At 28.9% G+C, this 19,986-nt stretch carries 22 protein-coding genes and 2 pseudogenes; 15 read left to right on the forward strand and 9 right to left on the reverse strand.

What is annotated here, in order from left to right:
• The first annotated feature begins 28 nt into the window (after positions 1-28).
• The 7 genes and pseudogenes from nspC (at position 29) to AVBRAN9334_RS02635 (ending at position 5,267) form a co-directional block, all read left to right on the forward strand.
• A complete protein-coding gene (gene nspC / locus AVBRAN9334_RS02605) occupies positions 29-1,189 on the forward strand; it encodes a carboxynorspermidine decarboxylase (RefSeq protein ID WP_336606946.1) in 1,161 nt (386 codons plus the stop codon).
• Positions 1,190-1,306: 117 nt separating this feature from the next.
• Positions 1,307-2,125: pseudogene (locus AVBRAN9334_RS02610) on the forward strand (formate dehydrogenase subunit gamma); the annotation flags it as partial.
• Complete coding sequence (locus AVBRAN9334_RS02615) at positions 2,115-2,459, forward strand: winged helix-turn-helix domain-containing protein (RefSeq protein WP_336606947.1); 345 nt, start codon at positions 2,115-2,117, stop codon at positions 2,457-2,459. The pseudogene AVBRAN9334_RS02610 and the gene AVBRAN9334_RS02615, both read left to right, overlap by 11 nt.
• On the forward strand, positions 2,459-3,004 hold the full coding sequence (yedF, locus tag AVBRAN9334_RS02620; protein ID WP_214149899.1) for a sulfurtransferase-like selenium metabolism protein YedF: 546 nt from the start codon (positions 2,459-2,461) through the stop codon (positions 3,002-3,004). The genes AVBRAN9334_RS02615 and yedF overlap by 1 nt, the downstream gene beginning before the upstream one ends.
• Before the next feature lie 44 nt (positions 3,005-3,048).
• Positions 3,049-4,020: pseudogene (gene selD / locus AVBRAN9334_RS02625) on the forward strand (selenide, water dikinase SelD); the annotation flags it as partial.
• 85 nt (positions 4,021-4,105) lie between these two features.
• Positions 4,106-4,387 (forward strand): hypothetical protein, encoded by a 282-nt coding sequence (locus AVBRAN9334_RS02630; RefSeq protein WP_214119593.1) that lies wholly within the window; start codon positions 4,106-4,108, stop codon positions 4,385-4,387.
• A gap of 397 nt (positions 4,388-4,784) precedes the next feature.
• Positions 4,785-5,267 (forward strand): GNAT family N-acetyltransferase, encoded by a 483-nt coding sequence (locus tag AVBRAN9334_RS02635; protein ID WP_336606948.1) that lies wholly within the window; start codon positions 4,785-4,787, stop codon positions 5,265-5,267.
• A 31-nt stretch (positions 5,268-5,298) separates the two neighbouring features.
• Here the strand turns inward: AVBRAN9334_RS02635 and AVBRAN9334_RS02640 are convergent, their stop codons facing one another.
• From AVBRAN9334_RS02640 to dcd, 3 genes are all read right to left on the reverse strand, one after another.
• Complete coding sequence (locus tag AVBRAN9334_RS02640) at positions 5,299-7,887, reverse strand: molybdopterin-dependent oxidoreductase (protein ID WP_214116383.1); 2,589 nt, start codon at positions 7,885-7,887, stop codon at positions 5,299-5,301.
• A gap of 10 nt (positions 7,888-7,897) precedes the next feature.
• Positions 7,898-8,464, reverse strand: a complete 567-nt coding sequence (locus AVBRAN9334_RS02645; RefSeq protein ID WP_214116380.1) for a cytochrome C — start codon at positions 8,462-8,464, stop codon at positions 7,898-7,900.
• A gap of 220 nt (positions 8,465-8,684) precedes the next feature.
• Positions 8,685-9,245: a dCTP deaminase gene (gene dcd, locus AVBRAN9334_RS02650; protein WP_214116378.1), complete on the reverse strand. Its 561-nt coding sequence runs from the start codon at positions 9,243-9,245 to the stop codon at positions 8,685-8,687.
• Between the two features lie 97 nt (positions 9,246-9,342).
• Here dcd and AVBRAN9334_RS02655 point away from each other — a divergent pair, with 97 nt between their 5' ends.
• Complete coding sequence (locus AVBRAN9334_RS02655) at positions 9,343-9,765, forward strand: TOBE domain-containing protein (protein ID WP_214116375.1); 423 nt, start codon at positions 9,343-9,345, stop codon at positions 9,763-9,765.
• A 3-nt stretch (positions 9,766-9,768) separates the two neighbouring features.
• Positions 9,769-10,554, forward strand: coding sequence for a hypothetical protein (locus AVBRAN9334_RS02660; RefSeq protein ID WP_336606949.1), 786 nt, complete (start codon positions 9,769-9,771; stop codon positions 10,552-10,554).
• Positions 10,555-10,557: 3 nt separating this feature from the next.
• Here AVBRAN9334_RS02660 and rpsR read toward each other — a convergent pair whose 3' ends face one another.
• The 6 genes from rpsR to AVBRAN9334_RS02690 all read right to left on the reverse strand — a co-directional run bounded on the left by rpsR (position 10,558) and on the right by AVBRAN9334_RS02690 (position 15,499).
• A complete protein-coding gene (rpsR, locus tag AVBRAN9334_RS02665; RefSeq protein ID WP_214116366.1) occupies positions 10,558-10,818 on the reverse strand; it encodes a 30S ribosomal protein S18 in 261 nt (86 codons plus the stop codon).
• Between the two features lie 10 nt (positions 10,819-10,828).
• Positions 10,829-11,353 carry a single-stranded DNA-binding protein gene (gene ssb / locus AVBRAN9334_RS02670; protein ID WP_214116364.1) on the reverse strand — a complete coding sequence of 175 codons (525 nt, stop codon included), beginning with the start codon at positions 11,351-11,353 and terminating at the stop codon, positions 10,829-10,831.
• 10 nt (positions 11,354-11,363) lie between these two features.
• Positions 11,364-11,747, reverse strand: a complete 384-nt coding sequence (gene rpsF / locus AVBRAN9334_RS02675) for a 30S ribosomal protein S6 (protein WP_214116362.1) — start codon at positions 11,745-11,747, stop codon at positions 11,364-11,366.
• Between the two features lie 90 nt (positions 11,748-11,837).
• On the reverse strand, positions 11,838-12,785 hold the full coding sequence (locus tag AVBRAN9334_RS02680) for a hypothetical protein (RefSeq protein WP_214119599.1): 948 nt from the start codon (positions 12,783-12,785) through the stop codon (positions 11,838-11,840).
• Positions 12,778-14,688, reverse strand: a complete 1,911-nt coding sequence (locus AVBRAN9334_RS02685) for an RNB domain-containing ribonuclease (RefSeq protein ID WP_214119601.1) — start codon at positions 14,686-14,688, stop codon at positions 12,778-12,780. The genes AVBRAN9334_RS02680 and AVBRAN9334_RS02685 overlap by 8 nt, the downstream gene beginning before the upstream one ends.
• Positions 14,681-15,499: an HDOD domain-containing protein gene (locus AVBRAN9334_RS02690; RefSeq protein WP_214116357.1), complete on the reverse strand. Its 819-nt coding sequence runs from the start codon at positions 15,497-15,499 to the stop codon at positions 14,681-14,683. Before AVBRAN9334_RS02690 ends, AVBRAN9334_RS02685 begins: the two co-directional genes overlap by 8 nt.
• Positions 15,500-15,598: 99 nt before the next feature.
• Between AVBRAN9334_RS02690 and ilvC the strand changes: the two genes are divergently transcribed.
• Genes ilvC through AVBRAN9334_RS02720 form a run of 6 tightly spaced genes read left to right on the forward strand, consistent with a single transcriptional unit; the run spans position 15,599 to position 19,977 of the window.
• Positions 15,599-16,618: a ketol-acid reductoisomerase gene (gene ilvC, locus AVBRAN9334_RS02695; protein WP_214150100.1), complete on the forward strand. Its 1,020-nt coding sequence runs from the start codon at positions 15,599-15,601 to the stop codon at positions 16,616-16,618.
• Positions 16,618-17,661, forward strand: coding sequence for a divergent polysaccharide deacetylase family protein (locus AVBRAN9334_RS02700; RefSeq protein ID WP_336606950.1), 1,044 nt, complete (start codon positions 16,618-16,620; stop codon positions 17,659-17,661). Before ilvC ends, AVBRAN9334_RS02700 begins: the two co-directional genes overlap by 1 nt.
• A complete protein-coding gene (locus tag AVBRAN9334_RS02705; RefSeq protein WP_336606951.1) occupies positions 17,636-18,415 on the forward strand; it encodes a DNA-processing protein DprA in 780 nt (259 codons plus the stop codon). The genes AVBRAN9334_RS02700 and AVBRAN9334_RS02705 overlap by 26 nt, the downstream gene beginning before the upstream one ends.
• The gene (gene ruvX / locus AVBRAN9334_RS02710) at positions 18,415-18,789 is read left to right on the forward strand and encodes a Holliday junction resolvase RuvX (protein WP_214119608.1); all 375 of its coding nucleotides are present in this window, start codon (positions 18,415-18,417) and stop codon (positions 18,787-18,789) included. Before AVBRAN9334_RS02705 ends, ruvX begins: the two co-directional genes overlap by 1 nt.
• Position 18,790: 1 nt before the next feature.
• Complete coding sequence (locus AVBRAN9334_RS02715) at positions 18,791-19,297, forward strand: tetratricopeptide repeat protein (protein ID WP_336606952.1); 507 nt, start codon at positions 18,791-18,793, stop codon at positions 19,295-19,297.
• Between the two features lie 23 nt (positions 19,298-19,320).
• Complete coding sequence (locus AVBRAN9334_RS02720; RefSeq protein ID WP_336606953.1) at positions 19,321-19,977, forward strand: tetratricopeptide repeat protein; 657 nt, start codon at positions 19,321-19,323, stop codon at positions 19,975-19,977.
• Positions 19,978-19,986: the final 9 nt, after the last annotated feature.

Raw genomic sequence — 19,986 nt, forward strand, 5'->3', positions numbered from 1 at the left:
AAATTATTAATACCGAAAGGAAATTGTAATGAAATATATTGAAAATAATATTAAAACACCAGCTTACATTTGCTACGAAAGCAAACTAAAAAATAACCTTGAAATCTTTAAAAAAATTCAAGAAGAAAGTGGAGTTAAAGTCTTATTAGCTTTAAAAGGATTTGCATTTAGTGCTGCTATGCCTTTAATTAAAAATTACTTAAAAGGCTGCACTTGCAGTGGATTATGGGAAGCAAAATTTGCTAAAGAATTTGTAGATAAAGAAATCCACACTTACGCACCAGCATTTAGTAATGATGATTTAGAAGAAATATTAAATCTTAGTCATCATATAGTGGTTAATTCATTGAATGAATATAAAAAAGTTATAAATCATAAAAATTATAAAAATCAATCTTTAGGAATTCGCTGTAATTTAGAGTTTTCAGTAGCTCCAAAAGAAATTTATAATCCTTGCGGCAAATTCTCAAGGCTTGGCATTAAAGCAAAGGATTTATTAGATAGCGAAATAATAGTTGATGGGCTACATTTTCACGCTTTATGCGAAGAGAGTTTTGAGAGTTTAGAAAAAGTCTTTAAAGTATTTGAAGATAATTTCTTAAAACCATATCTAGCAAAACACCCATTAAAATGGATTAATTTTGGTGGTGGTCATCATATCACAAAAAAAGGCTATAAAGTAGAAGAATTAATTCAATTCTTAAAAGCTATTAAATCAAAATATAATCTTGAAATATACCTTGAACCAGGAGAAGCTATTGGTTGGCAAACGGGGGATTTAATAGCTAGTGTTTTAGATATTGTTGAAAATGAGAAAAAAATAGCAATTTTAGATATTTGTGCTGAAGCTCATATGCCTGATACTATCATTATGCCTTACACTAGCGAAGTAAAAAATGCAAAAATCCTAGCAAGTCGTGATGAATTAGCAGAAACTAAAAGCACTAAAAATAGCTATCTTTTAACAGGTAATTCTTGCCTTGCAGGAGATATTATGGGAGAATATGAGTTTAATCAAGAACTAAATATAGGAGATAAGATAATATTTTGCGATCAAATTCATTACACAATAGTAAAAAATACAACTTTTAACGGAGTAAAATTACCAAGTTTAATTTATGTTGGTGAAGATGGTAGCATTAAAAGTCAAAAAGAATTTAATTTTAATGACTATTCAAGGAGAAATTAAAAATATTTTGATATAAATTAAAGAATAAAATCATTTTAGGAAGATATTATGAAAAAGTTTTTTGTATTAGCATTTTTATTTACCTGTTTAAATGCTAGTGATTTAACAACTACAGGAAGAGTTACTAATATTACTAGCTATGAATTAGGAGAAATTTGGACAATATTAGCATCAAGTTATATTGCTTCACTTGCTTTAATTGTCTTAATTGCAGTGCTTTGTGCGTTTTCATTACATTATATGGTAATAGGACCTAAAACATTTAGTCACGAAGGCAAAAAAATATATGCCTTTTCATTATTTGAGCGTGGTTTTCATTTCATTGCTGCACTTGCTTGGATTATATTAATTCCAACAGGCTTAATTATTATGAATGGTCATTATTTTGGTGGTGGAGTATTTGTAAGACTTTGCAAAAACCTTCACGGAGTTGCTACTATTTTATTTTTTATCTCAATTATTCCTATGTTTTTTTGCTGGATTAAAAGAATGTTACCTGCTAGTTATGATATAAAATGGCTTATGATAGTAGGTGGATATTTAAGCAAGGTTAAAAGACCTGTTCCAGCGGGAAAATATAATTTCGGTCAAAAAATGTGGTATTACATAGCCGTTTTTGGTGGAGCTATTATGATAATTACTGGTGCGTTTATGTTCTTTTTAGATTTTCAAAGCGAATTTTTACAAAATATGTTAGGAATTAGCCATATTAATATTTTAAGACTTAGTGCAATAGTTCATAATATCTTAGGCATTGTTTGTGCTGCTATGTTTTTCGTGCATTTATATATGGCTGTATTTGCTATCAAAGGCTCAATTCACGCAATGATAACAGGATATAAAGAAGAAGAAGAAGTATATATTTTGCATTCTTATTGGTATAAAGAACTTACAAAAAATGGAAAAATAACACCGAGTTATAGCTATGAAAAATAAAACACCTAAAATCAAATTCTGGCTAGAAGAAGACGGCGAAATTTTTGGAAAAGGTAATTATGAGATATTAAAAGCCATAGAAAAATTTGGCTCAATTAATGAGAGCTCAAAACAACTTCGTATGAGTTATAAAAAGGCTTGGACTAAGAAAACTAGCACAGAAAAATTTTTAGGCGGAGATATATTTATTAGCAAAAAAGGAGCTAGTAAAGATAGCGGAACTATTCTTAGCCCTAAGGCTTTAGAATTTATGAAAAATTATGAATTATTAGAAAGAGAATTAGAAGAATTTTTAGAAAAAAGATTTAACGAACTATTTAAAAAGGAAGAATAATGAAACTAGATTTTAGCGGCAAGGCTTGTCCGATACCTGTAATTGAAACAAAAAAAACATTAATTAATTTAGCAATTAATGATGAGTTAGAAATAATAGTTGATAATGAAGCGGCAAAAGAAAATATCCAAAGATTGCTTAAGAATTTAAATCAAGAATTTGAACTTAATGGATTTTGCTTTAAATTAAGAAAAAGCGAAATAAAAAGCTCAAAAGATGAAGCAAAACAACAAGAAGGAATATTTTTAAAATCTTTAAAAGTTGGCGAAGGCGAATTAGGAGCAATGCTTTTAATTGGATTTTTAACTGCTGTAAAAGAAAGAAAAATTCAAAAAGTTGTATTAATAAACGAAGCAGTTTTTATAGCTTGTGATGATACCCATCCAGCATTTAATGCTTTAAAAGCTTTAAGTGATGATGGAGTTGATATTTTATGTTGTGCGAATTGCTTAAATTATTTTCAAGTTAGTCCAAAAATTGGTAGAAGTTCAAACGCAGTTGAGATAATAGATACTTTATTTGAAACAAAAATGGTAAATCTATGAAACTTACTCAATTTAGCAAGCACGCAGGTTGAGGAGCTAAGCTAAGTCAGGCTGACTTACACAACGCATTAGCTAATATTAAACCTAGCGAATTTATATTAAGCTCAACTACTAGTAATGAAGATGCTTGTGTTATTGATTATCCTAAGGTAATTTCTACTAATTTAGAAGATTTTGCCTTAGTTCAAACACTTGATTTTATTACCCCAATCGTAAATGATGCTTATGATTACGCTGTAATTGCTGCAGCAAATTCATTAAGCGATATTTTTGCAATGGGTGCAAAAGTTATGAGTGCTATGAATATAGTTGCATTTAGCGAATGCTTATCTCAAGATATTTTAAAACAAATGATAGCAGGGCTTAATGATACTATTAATTTAGCGGGTGGATTTTGTGCTGGTGGGCATACTTTAAATTCTAGTGAAGTATTTTTAGGGCTTAGCGTTACTGGTTATGTTAAAAAAGATAGTTTTTTAAGCAATAATAAGTCCTTAGAAAATGATGTTTTAATAGCTACAAAACCACTAGGAACAAGTCTTAATGCTATGGCTATTAAGGCTAATTTAGACGATGATTTTAGCGAATGTATAAATGGTATGAAAAGTCTAAACAATAAAGCTTTAGAACTTTTAAATGGCATAAAAATAAATGCTTGTACTGATATTACAGGCTTTGGACTTATTGGGCATTTGAGCGAAATGCTAAATGATAAAATATCAATTGAAATCAATTCTGATGCGATAAAGTATTATAAAAATACTTTAAATTACGCTAATTTAGGACTTTTTGGAGCAGCTAGTTATACAAACAAAAATAGTTTAAAAGGACTTGTAAAATCATTTATTGAAGATGATTTACTTTTATATTCTCCAGAAACAAGCGGTGGATTAATCCTTAGCATTAACGAAAAAGACACTCAAAAAGCTTTAGATATTTTACAAAATGCAAACATAAACGCCTACGCCTTTGCTAGAGTTGTAAAGAAAAACGATAATAGAATTTGTATTTTTTAATAAATCAGTTTTCTAAAAATATTTATCATACATTAACTTAGGGGGGGGGGTATAATTATTATCTAATTACAAATAAGGAGATATAATGAAAAAAACCCTTGCTATTTTAGTTGCATTAGTTTTTAGTGCTTGTAATGATTTTAAATTAAGTAATTTAAACCCTATGGAGCTTTTATCAAACCCTGATTTAATAAGCAATCAAGCAAAATGTATAAAAGATAAAGATGCAAATTCTTGTATTAAAGTCGCTGATGAATTAGCTAAAAACTCAAATTCTAAAGAAAACTTAGACAAAATAAAACAACTATATAATCTTGCGTGTTCGTTCGGCTCAAAAGAGGGTTGTGTTAAATTAAATAATTATTAAAAAGGGGAAAATCCCCTTAACTATGCTTTCATAGGCTCATTAAATAATATGAGTTTTTAATATTCAAATTTAAATTATAACTTCACTTGTAATTATTAATTTTAAGGAATTTAAAACTTAGTAATATAAAAAATTTATCTCATATTTATCGCAAAGACTTCTTTATAAAAAAATGCTAATCAACCCACTTGCTTAGCAACACCACTAAAAAGAATGACAAATCTTGAGTGAATTTTTTACTCTTTGATTGTTAGATTGAATACAACCATCAAGATAACAATTAAATACCAAGTGGTTAATCACTATAAAAACTTTTCAATAAGCTAATTAAAAAATTTTCATATAATTTTTATAAATTTATAAAATTAAAAATTTTAATCTAAATTAAGGGAAGATTATGAAATTAATAGAAATTTCTAGTGATGAGTTTTGTAATTTCGCAAAAGATGTGCAAAATACTTTTCAAATAAGTCTTAGAGATAAAACTGATGAAAATGTAATCACCATCGATGAGATTTTCAAATCTTTAGAGAATAAAAATGCTAAAAATTTTTATGTATATGACAATGGTGTAAAAATAGGTGGAGTATGCCTTTTAATAGATGAGAATACTCAACATAATAATCTTGATTTATTTTATATACTTGAAGAATTTCATAATAAAGGCTATGGTTTTAAAACTTGGCAAATGGTGGAAAAAACTTTTCCTAAAACTAAAGTTTGGACTACAACAACACCTTATTTTGAAATAAGAAATATCCATTTTTATGTTAATAAATGTGGTTTTAAAATAGTTAAATTATCAAATTTATCCGATAAATTTAATGATATTGAAGAATTAGAATGGTTTTTTGATTTTGAAAAAATAATGAATAATTAAAATTAAATTCTAGGGGCAAATGCCCCTAATATTATGCTTTTACAGGTTCAGTGAATACTACGATTTCAGGTTTTTCGCCTTCAAATTTTTTGATATTTACTAAAGCTGTATGAGAGATATTTCCATTTGCAAGCTCACTTGTTGGAATATCTATTGTTAGCACATTCGCACATCCGTATTTGCAATCATTATTATCATCAGGGTCATACCAGCCACCTTCTTGTAACACTACTACGCCTTTTAATACATCATTGCTTACAACTGCTCCTGCAATAACTTTACCACGAGCATTGAAAACCTCAACTAAATCTCCATTTTTAATACCTTTAGCCTTAGCATCTTCGCTATTAATTAAAATAGGCTCGTGTCCATTTACAGCATAAGTTTCTCTTAAACTTGTGTGGCATAGTTGTGAATGTAAGCGGCTCGTTGGGTGTGGGCTAATCATATGAAATTCTGCGCTCTTTTCTTTCATACCAAGCCATTCAATTGGTTCAAACCACATAGGATGGGCTTTACAATCTTTATAGTTCATTTTTTCAATAGTTTCACTATAAATCTCAATCAAACCACTCGGAGTTCCTAATGGATTTAAGATAGGGTCTTCTACGAAGTCTTTAAATCTAACGAACTCATAAGCATCTTGAGAAGCTTCAAATTTCAATGCTTTATTATTTTCCCAAAACTCTTTAAATTCAGGCATTTCTACGCTTGTGCTTTTCTTAGCAGCGTTATAGTATTTTTCTATCATTTGCTCTGGAGTTTGATTTTCTGTATAAGCATTTACTAATTTTGTAGCTAACATTGCTGCATCTTTTTCACTTGCACCCTTGCTAATCGCACAAAGAGTTCCATAAACTTTAGCAAGTTCAACAAAGATTTGCATATCATCTTTACTCTCTTCAACAGGCATAACAGCAGCTTTCATAGGAACTATATGCATATTAGAATAATCCCCACTCATAGAAATATCATTTCTTTCATATTGGCTAGTTGTAGGTAATAATATATCAGCCATTCTAGCAGTTGGAGTCCAGTAAATCTCATTTACTACAACGGTTTTTAGCTTTTGCCAAGCTTTTTTTAGAGTTTTTAAATCTTGATGATGAACGAATGGGTTACCACCTACCCAATAAACAAAATCTATATCACTATAAGTAATTTTTTTACCATTGTGGTCTATTGTTTTACCTGGGTTTAATAGCATATCAGCAATTCTTGCCACAGGAATTTCATTATCACTTGTCTTTGATAACCACTCAGGTAGATTTTCGCCTGCACCACTATTTCCAGGTATAAATTTACCATTTTTATCAAATGTTCCTTGTTTAACGCCCTTAAATACACCTTTATCCCAAAGACCATTCATACTAGCGTTAATTCCGCCTACTATTGGAGCATTAGTTGTAGCAACGCCACCATTTGAATAATGATAGCTTAAACCAAATCCGCCACCATCTTTACCAATATGACCTAGCATTGCACATAAAGTTACAAGCATCCAATGAGGTTGCTCTCCGTGATGAGCTCTTTGCATACCCCAACCACTCATTACTAAGCTTAGATTTTCTCTTAATTCCTTAGCTAAATTCTCAATTACACTTGCTTTAATTCCGCAAATATTTTCAGCCCATTTGCTATCTTTTTTAACGCCATCAGTTTTACCCATTAAATAATCACTAAATTTATCAAATCCTATTGTGTAATTCTCCATAAATTCAGCATCATAAAGCTTATTATCAATTAAATATGTAGCCATACCCATCATCATTGCCACATCAGTATTTGGGCGTGGAGCTAACCATTCGCCTTTACCTTCAAAAAATTTAACAGTTGAACTAGCTCTTGGGTCTATGCAAATTACTTTTATTTTACTTTCTTTAATTTTTTCCATATATGCACGACCTTCGCCATCAGTTACAGTCCAAGCAATTTTTAAAGTATCAATAGGATTTGCACCCCAAATAACTATAACTTTTGTATTTTCTAATACTAAATCCAAGTTAGTTTGTTGCTCATAAACTTCAATAGAGCCAACAACATGAGGCATAATAACTTGTGATGCACCAGTAGAATAATCTCCTAATGAGCCTACAAATCCGCCCGTTAAGTTCATAAATCTATGAAGTAATATTCTTGAATTATGCACATTTCCGCTTGATTTCCAGCCATAGCTACCTGCAAAAATCCCATTAGCTCCTTTTTCATCATAAGTTCTTTTTAAACTCTCTGCAACTAATTTTAAAGCTTTATCCCAGCTTACCCTAACCCACTCATCTTTACCACGAAGTTCAGGTTTATTATCTAGTGGATTTTCTAAGAAACTTTTTCTAACATAAGGATATTTAACACGATTAGCATATACTAAATCAGGTGTGTAGTGTTGTAAATCATTTTTTAAATTCTTAGTTTGATTTGCATCAAATGGCTCACTTTTTACTACCTTACCATCTTTTATAGTAAGTTTTAAAATACCCCAATGTGCACCCGTTACAACTTCGCCATTTTTTACTAAACCACTAGCAACTGCTTTACTTTCAGCTCCTAATACATTTATAGGTGCAAAACTCATAGCACCAACTGCAGCTGAACCTTTTAAAAAACTTCTTCTATTTAGCATAATGTCTCCTTTATTTCATATCTTTTGCGTGTTTTTGTAGATATTGCACCACTAATTGTCTATCAGCTTTATCAATTCCTGTTCTAGTCTCCATTGCCTTAAATGTAGCTGGCCATTGATTTGCATTAAATTCACTAACAGGATGAAGTGGATGACAAATGCCACAATTTTCTTCAAACATAGCTTTACCTTTTTCAAAAAGTGGTTTTGCTGATTTTTCTAAATCCACTAGCTCATCTTTTTTAGCAAATACTTTAATACTAGCTAATTTAAAACCATTTTTTAATTCTTTTTCAACTTTAAAATCTACTTTAGCATTTTTACCAAATGCTGCTACTAAAATTCTATTTTTGTCATTAAAATATAAAATATTACCTTGATTAGGATTGTAATATCCTTTAATTTTAAGTTCAGCTAAATCGCCGTCTTTTACTATCTCAAAAGCATTAGTTGGAAGTAGTTTTCCTTCTGCTTTTTTCGCATCTACTGAAGTGTAAAGATTAATAATTTTACCGCTAAATTGCTCTGCAGCAAATACTGAAGCCGCTAAAGCACAGCTTAAAAAAATCTTTTTCATAAATCTCCTTAAATAAAAATTAATTTTTAAAACTTGTTAAAAATTATAAAATTATTGCACTAAATAGTAAATAATTTTTATTCATAAAATATTTTATTGAATATTTAATTTGCCTTAGATTAAGGTGCTTGCTAAGAATAATTTTAGAATGCAAATATTATTTGGAATAATAATAAAACTTAAGAATTTGAAAAATCACTTTCAAATTCTTGAAGATAAATTACTTTAAAACTTTTGGAAGAGTTATGCCTGTTTGATTTTGATATTTACCTTTTTTATCAGCATAAGAAGTAATGCAAGGCTCATCACCTTGTAAAAACAACACTTGAGCTATACCTTCATTTGCATATATTTTTGCAGGTAGTGGAGTGGTGTTGCTAATTTCTATTGTAATATGACCGCAAAATCCAGGCTCAAAAGGTGTAACATTTACAATAATTCCACATCTTGCATATGTGCTTTTACCAAGACAAATTGCTAATACATCTCTTGGCATTTTAAAATATTCAACCGTTCTTGCAAGTGCAAATGAATTCGCAGGAACAATACACTCATCACCTACGAAATCAACTACATTTTTATCATTAAAATCCTTAGGGTCAATCATAGTGCTATTTACATTTGTAAATATTTTAAACTCACGCCCAACACGAATATCATACCCATAACTAGAAAGTCCATAGCTAACCACATTTTTACCTACATTCTCTTCACAAAATGGAGTTATCATTTCGTGTTTTAATGCCATTTCTTTTATCCAAGCATCACTTTTTAGTCCCATTCATATCCTTTTTATGATTTTTAACTATTATACATTTAATTTTTAATATAGGTTTTATTTTATTATTAGATGAAATTTATGAATTTAAAGGAAGATTATGTTAAGTGCAAGAAATATATTAAAAATACAAATAACTAAAGTTGAGAGTTCGCCTATTATTTCATTAGTTACCGCAAAATTAGAAAATAATAAAACAATCAAATCTTTAATAACTACAGAAAGTGTAGATGATTTAAATCTAAAAATAAATGATAATGCTATAGCAGTATTTAAAGCAAATTCTGTAATTGTTAGCAAAAACGAATGTGCTACTCGCTTAAGTAGTGCAAATGAACTAAATGGCAAAATCGTAAGTATAAAAAATGGTTCGGTATATAGCATAATAGAAATTAATTGTAATGGAATTTTAATTACAGCTAGCATAACCAATGATAGTGCAAATAAGATGGATTTAAATATAAGTGATAATGTAAATGTTTTAATAAAAGCGAGTGATATTTTAATAGGAATTAAAGAATAAAATATGAAAATATTTTTAAACTGGCTAATAAGTGAGATTAAATCAAATGAAAAATCTTTCATAGCTTTTTCTTTTTCTACTAAAAAATTAAATATTTATTATTATTTATTTTTTGCTTTATACTTGCTTATAAAACCTGATAATATTACTAAAATATTTCGTGTATTTATAGATGAAAAAGCAGTATATGATGATATATTTTTATTAATTCCTTTTACAGGACTTCAGATTATTTCTTTTGTGATATTTATCCCATCTTTTATAGTGGTTTTATTTAGCTTATTAATTGATAAAGATAAAATCAATCTTGCTTGTGAATTAGAAGATTTTTTCAAGGCTTTATTTTATGCGTTTATATTTGTATTTTGCATATTTTGTGCCTTAAGTTTTATTAGCCAATCTAATGAGCTTTTCTTTATTTGTTTAACGGCATTTGTGTTTATATCTATATTATTATTTATAATTGCTAAAGATAATTTATATTATTTTTTTAGCATTATTTTATATCTTACTTGCTCGCTACTTCTTTATGAGCTCATAGATATTTTTTATATTTTAGTTTCTTTTTTGATTTTACTTATAATTTCAATTTATATAAGGCTTAGAAGTATTTATTTATTTTTATTATCAATGCCTTTGATACTTCATTATTTTATAGAGTTTGCACATAGTTACTTTGCAAGCAGTGAAGGTGTGATAAATGCTTTAAGTGAGTTGTTTATTACTTTGGCTATATTTATTTTGATTTTTGTATATGATAAAAGAATTAGGCTAGAAAATCTAGCCTAAGAATTATAGACCTTCAAACGGATTTGTAACTACGTTTTTGCGGTCGCATACATAAGGAATTAAAGCAACTGCTCTTGCTCTTTTAATAGCTAGCTCAACCATTTCTTGGTGTTTTTTGCTTGTTCCTGTTAATCTTCTTGGCATTATTTTAAAACGCTCTGATAATGCGTGTTTTAATAATGCTGTATCTTTATAATCAATAAAATCAACTTTTGCTTCTGTAAATTTGCAATATTTTCTTGAATACTTTCTTTTTTCTGCCATAATTTATCCTTTAAAATGGTATCTCTGCATCATCTGCCGAGTTATAATTATAATTATTTCTTTCTTCAGCAAAATTATTTTGTCTTTGATAATTCTGCTCTTCTCTTGCATAATTATTTTGTTGATAATTATTTTGAGTAGGTCTATTGTAGTTATTATTTGCTTGATAATTGTTTCTAGGAGCATTATTATTTTGCATTTCATCAGGTTTGTTGTCTAACATTTCCATATTTTCAACTACAAGTTGAATTTTTGAACGATTTTGATTGGTTGCTGTATCTACCCAAGTTTGTTGTTGTAAATAGCCTTCAACCATTAGTTTTGAACCTTTTCTTAAATATTGCCCTACAATTTCTGCTAATCTAGCATAAAACACTACATCTATAAATAAAGTTTCTTCTATTCTTTCGCCTGTGTTTGAGCTTCTATATCTACTAACAGCCATTGCATTATTTACTACCGCACTACCTGTTGTACTAATAGTTTTTATTTCTACATCTCTTACCAAACGACCTATTAGAATAACCTTATTCATATCTTATCCTTTATTCTGCTGGAGTTTCAGCCTTAGTTTCTTTTTTGCTTTCTTTTTTACCTAATCTTTTGCCTTGAGAAAGTATTTCCCACGCAGCGATTTCGCGTCTGTTTTCGTATTTAACGATTAAAAATCTAATTACATCTTCAGTGATTTTTAAAACACGCTCAAGTTCTTTAATTAATGAACCTGGAGCTTTAAAATATATTACATAATATACGCCACGCTCATATTTATCAATTTGGTAAGCTAATTTTCTAGTACCCATTTCAATAGTATTTGCAATTTCAGCACCATTTTTTACTAGAGTTTCTTTAACAAACTCAACTCTTGCTTTTAATTCTTCATCAGTTAGCGTTGGCTTTGCGATGAATAAAACCTCATAATGTCTCATGATTCTCCTTTTGGATATTAAGCCTAGATTTACTAAGCAAGGAATTTTGCATAAAGCAAGGCTTGATTTTAGCAGTTTAATCTTAATATTTTATGAGTTTATTAAAAAATATATTTTTAAAAGATTTGAATATGCTATTTCTTTTGAAGAATTATTGTTATTTAGTTTTAATTCATATTCAGCGTTTAATAAAATTGCGAAAATTTCTTCGTAAAAATTAGATAATTTTCTCGCTTGATTTTCTAATTCTACGCAAACTTGTCTTGGTGGAGTGTAACCAAAGGCTATTTTATAATCAATTCTACCATTTGTTTTTAGATTTGCACTTATTGTAAAAAGTCTTATTAAACTTGAATAAAGTTTATTAATTAAAGCGATTTCATCTTCATTTTCTAATATTTTATAAATATATTCATTTGGCTCTTTTGTCTTTAAAAAATTACTCAAAAAATCATCAAACCCTAAAGCATTATCGCTTTCTAAATGCTCTTTAATAGTGCTTAAATCTAGTGTTTGATTTTTATATTTTAAAAGCTCACAACCTGCTTTAAATATATCAAATTCATAATTTTTTTGAAGATATTGCAAGGCTTCTTCACTAGCATTTATTTTATAAAAATTAGTAATTTCTTTTAATAAAGCAATTTGCTCAAAGCTAGTCTTTTTCTCAAAAAATCTAACAAAATTATTATTAATACTTAATTCTAAATCTTTTAAAGCTTTTCCATCATAAATAGCTAATATTAATTGATTTTCACTATTAATATGCTTTAGAATTTCTTTTAAATCCTTACTTGAAATTCCTTTTTCAAATTCTAAAATCAATTGCTTAGAACTAGCAAATAACGAACTCTCACTTAAAAAATCAACAGCTTTATTTAATTTATAATCGCTATCTCTTAAAATCAGCCTTTCATCGTATTTTTTCAGACTTTTTATGATTTCTAAGTTTATAAATATACTTAATCTACACGCCCCATAAAGCATAAAGGCATTAGGAAGATTGTTTTTTATTTTGTTAAATTCTGCTTCATACATCTTTAACTATCCTAGCAAAAACCTTAGCGCTTATTAAATCTACTTCATAAATCTCAACTAAAACCCTAGAAAATAAAGTTACATTAGGATTTGCAATAAATATCCTTGCACCCTTAAACTCATCATCTAAAACACCTATTGTAATATCTTCGTTTTTAGTGATTTTTACATAAAATCTTTTGCCAATATTTTTGTGAAAATACCTTGCATAAACCCTATCACAAAAATCCATTGCCACCTTATCAGCTTCTCTTTCAAGATTACTAACTTCAAAACATTTATTCTCAAGGTTCGTGCTAAGGTATGTAAATAGTTTATCTTGATTTTTCATAAGAGCTTTTAATAATCTATGCAAAATCAAATCCGAATATCTTCTAATAGGACTTGTAAAATGCGAATACCTTTCAAATCCTAATGCAAAATGCCCTTTATTTTCATGTCCATATTCAGCTTTTTTAAATGAACGAATGATGATTTTATCTACTTCAGCACGGATATTTAATTCATCTGCTAAGCTCTGAATATTTTTGATATTTTCATAGATATTTTCTCCACCACTAAAATCAAGTCCTAATAATTGCAATTCTTCATACATAGCAGCGATTTTATTGTAATTTGGGCTTTGATGATTTCTAAAAATAGCTAAATCAGGGCACATTTTAGCCGCTGCTTTATTAGCAAGTAGCATACAATCCTCAATCAATTGATGAGACCTTGTTGATTGCTCGTAATATGTCTTAGTAATTTGCCAGTCGCTATCAATCTCCATTCTTAGCTCTTCTGTTAAAAAATTAAAACCTTTATTTAATCTAGCGTTTCTTATCTTTTTTGTAAGCTCATTTAAAGAATATAAATAATTGCATTCTTTTAAATCAGTTTTTTTGTCTAAATATTCATCTACTTCATCGTAATTAAATCTTCTTTTTGAATTAATTATGCCTTCATAGATTTCTTCTTTTATTACTTTTGCACCTTCAAAATATATTTTAAAACCAAAACAAAGCCTGTCTTCATTTGGGTTTAAAGAACAAATTCCTTCACTTAAAACTCTTGGCAACATAGGAATGCTTTTATGTGGAAAATATATACTAAATCCACGCTTTAAAGCTTCGTTATCTAAAGCACTAAAAGCCCTTACATATTCGCTTACATCAGCAATTGCTACATATAAAATCTGATTTTTTTCATCAAAATAAATAGCATCATCAAAATCTTTTGCGTGAATTGGGTCTATCGTGCAAAATGGCAAATGCCTTAAATCAAGTCTATCAGGATAAAAACTAGCATCAACACTGCCACTATAAGCATTTGCTTCATCTAAACACGCTTTATCAAATTCTTCAGTTTTATTAAATAAAGCCATAGAGATTTTTTCATCTACTTTTTCATCACTAATATGCCCTAGCACTTCTACTACATTTGAACTTGCATTATCAATCTTTAAAATAGTGCCAACAGGTAAGGCTTTTAATGATTTTTGAGATACGCTAAGTTGTCTTAAAAGTCCTGTTTTAAAGCATTTTCCAAATACTACATTTTTTAGCATTTGAGTAATAACTAAAGAAAATTCTTCTTCTCTTTTTAAGACAAGTATTACAGCAGCACTCGGGCGACCTTTTTGCTTTTTAATCTTTTTTGCAATTACAATATCGCCGTATCTTGCTGAATGTAAGTCTTTTGATTTTATGAGTAAATCTCGCTCTAAAAACGACGCTTGTAAAAATCCATCGCCTTTAGAATTTATATCCATTTTGCCATAATAAAATCCATTATTAAAATAGATTTTATTATTGTATTCGCTTACTATTTTTTCTGTTAATAAGACTTTAATTATTTCTTTTTGTTTTGAATTAGCATTAAGCTTATTAAAACCTTGCCTAATGTTTTCTAAAAACTCAAGCATCTTGTTCTACTACTTTAATAGCGTCTATTAATTTATCTCCTAATAAGCCATTATTTTTAGCGTCTAATACACATTGAACTATCATTTCTTCATTAAAAAATCCAAAAATATTAATAAGATTTGAAACTATATTTAATGCAATTGCATTCTTTTTTATATCATTACTTGCGTTTTCTGGATTTACACTATAAAAAATAGCATCAATCATATCAACTTCAAGATTCCATTTATCAAATATCATAGAAGTTACTTCTTCGCTACTCATTCCTAAAAACTGCTTTTCATAATCACTTAATTCTTTAATATTTCTTAAATCACTTAATCCATTTTTAAATTCTTCTGCTTTATTTGTTTCAACTAATTCAGAAGATATAATTATCTTGCCAATTTCTAGCAAAAACGATGCTGGAATTACGACTTTTTTAGTATTGTCTGCACTTCTATTAAGCCAATTAATTGCTAATGAATTTTGCATAGTTGAGATTTTTGCAAACATTGCTTCATTCATATTGTAAGCACTTAAATTGATTTTAAAAGAGTTTTTAACAGCTGCATTTAAAGCAAATCCTTTAATAGTTGTCATTCCAAACAAATTAACAGCCCTATCAACACTACTAATTTCTCTTGAAAATCCGTATAAAGGCGAATTTGCTGATTTTAAAATATTTGCAGTTAGCATTGGGTCTTTTTCAACTATTTTTGCTAAATCTTTTAAAGATGAGTTTTCGTCATTACAAATTCTTTGAATTTCTAAAGTGCTTTCATTAAGCGGAGGTAGGCTTTTTATTCTTTTACTAATAAAATCTTGCATAATAAACCTTTTAAGTAAATAAAATTTGATATTTTTTTATTAGATTGTAACTAAAATAGTTATAATTTGCTTAATTAAATCAAAAGAAAAAGGAAAAATATGGCAGTAAATGTTTATTATGATCGTGATTGCGATTTAGGTTTAATTAAAAGCAAAATAGTTGCGATTATTGGTTTTGGCTCACAAGGACACGCTCACGCTGAAAACTTAAGAGATAGTGGTGTAAAAGTTGTAATTGGTCTAAGAGAAGGAAGCTCGGCTAATAAAGCTCGTGCTAAAGGTTTTGAAGTTTTAAGCGTAGCTGATGCGACTAAAAAAGCTGATGTTATTATGATTTTAACTCCTGATGAGTTTCAAGCTCAAATTTTTAATAGCGAAATTAAACCAAACTTAAGCGAAGGAAAAGCTATAGCATTTGCTCACGGATTTAATGTTCATTACGGACAAATTGTAGCTCCAAAAGGAGTAGATATTATAATGATAGCACCTAAAGCACCAGGTCATACGGTAAGAAATGAATTTGTAATTGGTGGCGGTGTTCCTGATTTAATAGCAGTTGCTCAAGATGAAAGCGGTAATGCAAAAGCTCTAGCACTAAGCTATGCAAGTGCAATTGGTGGCGGACGCACAGCTATAATTGAAACTACATTTAAAGACGAAACAGAAACAGACCTTTTCGGCGAACAAGCAGTGCTTTGTGGAGGTTTGACTGCACTTATTGAAGCAGGATTTAATACACTTGTAGAAGCTGGATATGAACCTGAAATGGCATATTTTGAGTGCTTACACGAAATGAAATTAATCGTTGATTTAATGTATCAAGGCGGAATTGCTGATATGAGATATTCTATTTCAAATACAGCTGAATACGGCGATTATATTACAGGCGAAAAAGTTATAAACGAAGATAGCAAAAAAGCTATGAAAAAAGTATTAAAAGATATTCAAGATGGCACATTTGCAAAAGATTTCATCTTAGAAAGCCGTGCAAATTATCCAAAAATGAATGCAAGACGCAATATTACTAAAAACAGCCTTTTAGAACAAACTGGCGTTAAATTACGCAAAATGATGCCTTGGATTGAAAAGAGCAAATTAGTTCAACAAGACAAAAATTAATGGCTAAAAAAAAGCAAAAAAGCAAAGCTAATTCTAGCTTTGCTACAACTCTTAAAATAATTTTTTTATTTTTATTATTATTTGGCATAGGGCTTTTGGTATATTTAAATATATATGAAAGCAAAGAACAAATTAGCGAAACTAAAGAGATAAAAACTCAAAAAGAAATTCAAAAACCAAAACCGCAAACAATAGTAAATGCTATAAATAATTATAAAAATGAAAAAAGCATTGATAAAGACAAGAATTTAAATCAAAATTTTAGTGATATATTTGCTAATATGGATTTAGAAAAAAATGATGATAATTGTAAGGTAACTAGCGTAACTTGTTTTGATACTAAAGAAACTTCAGCCTTTGGTTCTTTAGCAAGTGCTACTAATATTAAGGCAAAATTAGCAATTATTATTGATGATGTTGCGACAAAAGAACAAAGCGAAGAAATCAAAAAAATTATTAAAAATGGTAAAAAAATCACTCCGAGCTTTTTTCCTAACACAAACAATCACCCAGATACTAATAAATATTCAAAAGAATTTAAATCTTTTATGATACACCTTCCTTTAAGGGCTTTAAAGTTTAATAAAGAAGAGCCGCTAACCCTTACTCCAAGTGATAGTTATCAAGTGATTGAAAATAGGATTAAAAATATCAAAATCGCTTTTCCAAATCTAAAATATCTAAACAATCATACAGGCTCATTATTTAGCGAAGATGAAAACGCTATGAGAAATTTATTTAAAGCATTGAAAAAATATGATTTGATTTTCGTTGATTCAAGGACTAGTGCCAACACAAAAGCACCTACAATTGCAAAAGAATTTAATCAATTTTATATCCACAGAAATGTATTTTTAGATAATTCACAAGATTTAAATGATATTCGCAAAAAGCTAGATGAAGCAGTGGAATTTGCCCTAAAACACAAAAGAGCAATAGCCATAGCACACCCACACAAAAATAGCCTAAAAGCAATTAGCGAATATGACTTTTCTAAAGTTGAGCTAGTTTATATAGATGATATATACAACGATTATAAATGAGTTTAATACTCTTAAAAACCCGCCTGATAAGATTTATTATAAAGGTAATTTAGAGCTTTTAAAAATGCCTAAAATAAGTATAGTAGGCTCTAGAAAAATGAGCGTTTATACAAAAAATCTAACCTTTAAACTAGCACAAAAACTAAGCCAAATAGGTATTTGCATAGTAAGTGGTGGAGCAATTGGAGTAGATATTGAAAGTGCAAAAGCAAGTCTGCCTTATCATATAGGAATTTTTGCAAACGGGCTTAATAAAATCTATCCAAAAAGCAATGAATTAATCATAAAACAAATATATGAAAACGCCCTAGCACTAAGCGAAAACGAACCAAATCATATCCCATTAAAACACGATTTTTTAGCTAGAAATCGCCTTGTAGTAACTCTTGGAGATATTTTAATCATCACCCAAGCAGACCTTAAAAGCGGTTCATTAAACTCAGCAAAACACGCCCTAGAATATGGAAAAGATATTTATGTATTAGCCCAAAGAATAGGAGAAAGTGATGGCACAAACGAGCTAATCGCAAACTATAAGGCAAAAATAATTTATGATATTGATATTTTCGTAGCACAAATGCAAGAATACTTCAGCGTTCAAAAATGCTACACTCAAAACTACGATGAGTTTTTAGAATTTTGTAAAAACGGAGCAAATCTTGATGAAGCCTTAGAGCGATACGGCGAATTAGTATATGATTATGAACTTGATGGAAAAATAATAATTGATGGAGTTTTAGTTAGGAGTGTTTAATGGAAAATATACTTGCACTTGATTTAGGGCTTAAACGAATTGGCGTTGCAATTAGCATAATGAAAATTCCTATGCCACAACCTGCAATAATTAGAATAAATCGCAACCAAGCAGCCACAGAAGTAAAAGAACTAATCAAAAAGCACAAAATCACTAAAATTGTAATAGGCATTCCAATGGGTGGTAGTGCTGAAGATGAGATGAGAAGAAGAGTGGAGCATTTTTCAAAACTAATTGAGTTTAGTAATATAGTCTATCACGATGAAAGTTTTACAAGCAAACAAGCAGCAAAAATTATTAGTAGCAAAAAAAAAGATGGCAAACAAGATAGCATTGCAGCATTTTTATTGCTTAAGGATTATTTAGGAATTTAAATTGAAAAAGCTCGTTTGTTTGCTTATATTTAAAGTTTTGTTAGCAAATGATTATGACTTAGGATTTGAGATTTTTAAAAATATTGATTTTACAAAAGAGCCAATTGAATACGAAAATGATTTAAAACAAGTTTATAATTTATGGTCTAAAGCTTGTAAGAATAAAAATATGCAAGCTTGTTATGATTTAGGGTTTTTATATGAGAGCGGAATAGGAACTAAGCAAAATTATACTAAAGCCATAAATCTTTATACTAAAGCTTGTGAAAATAACTTATATGAAGCTTGTTATGCAGTAGGTTTTATGAATGCTTATGGGATTAGAACGCAACAAAACAAGAAAAAAGCTATTAAATTCTATACTAAATCTTGTAATCATAATTATGCTGTTGGGTGTTATTTTTTATCATTTTTATATAAGGATAAAAAAGCTAAAGAATATTTAAAAAAAGCTTGTGATTTAGGTGATGAAAGAGCTTGTAAAAGTATTGAGAATTTAAAAAATTAAATTAGAAATTTAAAGGAAGTAAGGTGAAAAAATTATTATGTTTAGCACTTTTAGGTGCAAGTGTTTTAGGTGCAGTTGATATTAAGGAATTAGAAAAAGCTTGCAATAAAAACGATTATAAAGCTTGTGATGCTCTTGGATATTTATATGCAAGTGGCGAAGATGTAGAGCAGGATTTTAAAAAAGCAAATAAATTATGGATTAAGGCTTGTAAAGGTAAAGATGCTTCTTCTTGTTTTAATATAGGATTATCTTACGAACAAGGAAACGGAGTAAAACAAGATTTAAAAAAAGCAAGTGAGTTTTACACAAAAGCTTGTGATGGTGGACATACTTTTGCTTGCACAAATTTAGGTTCTATGTATTTTGAAGGAGATGGCATAAAACAAGATTTAAATAAGGCGAGAGAATTTTATACTAAAAGTTGCGAACTACAAGATTTTGGTGCTTGTGGATTTTTAGGCTTTATGTATTATTCTGGAATTGGCGTTGCAAAAGATATTGAAAAAACAAAAGAATTATGGACTAAAGCTTGCGATAATAAAAATGGAGAAAGCTGTTTAGCTTTATCAAGTTTATATGAAAATGATATTAAAAAGTCTATTGAATTAATTAAAAAAGCTTGTGATTATGGAGAACATACTAGTTGTTTGCTGTATAAAAAAATAAACAAGCAATGACATTAAAGG

Source organism: Campylobacter sp. RM9334, assembly GCF_020138145.1.
GTDB lineage: Bacteria > Campylobacterota > Campylobacteria > Campylobacterales > Campylobacteraceae > Campylobacter_E.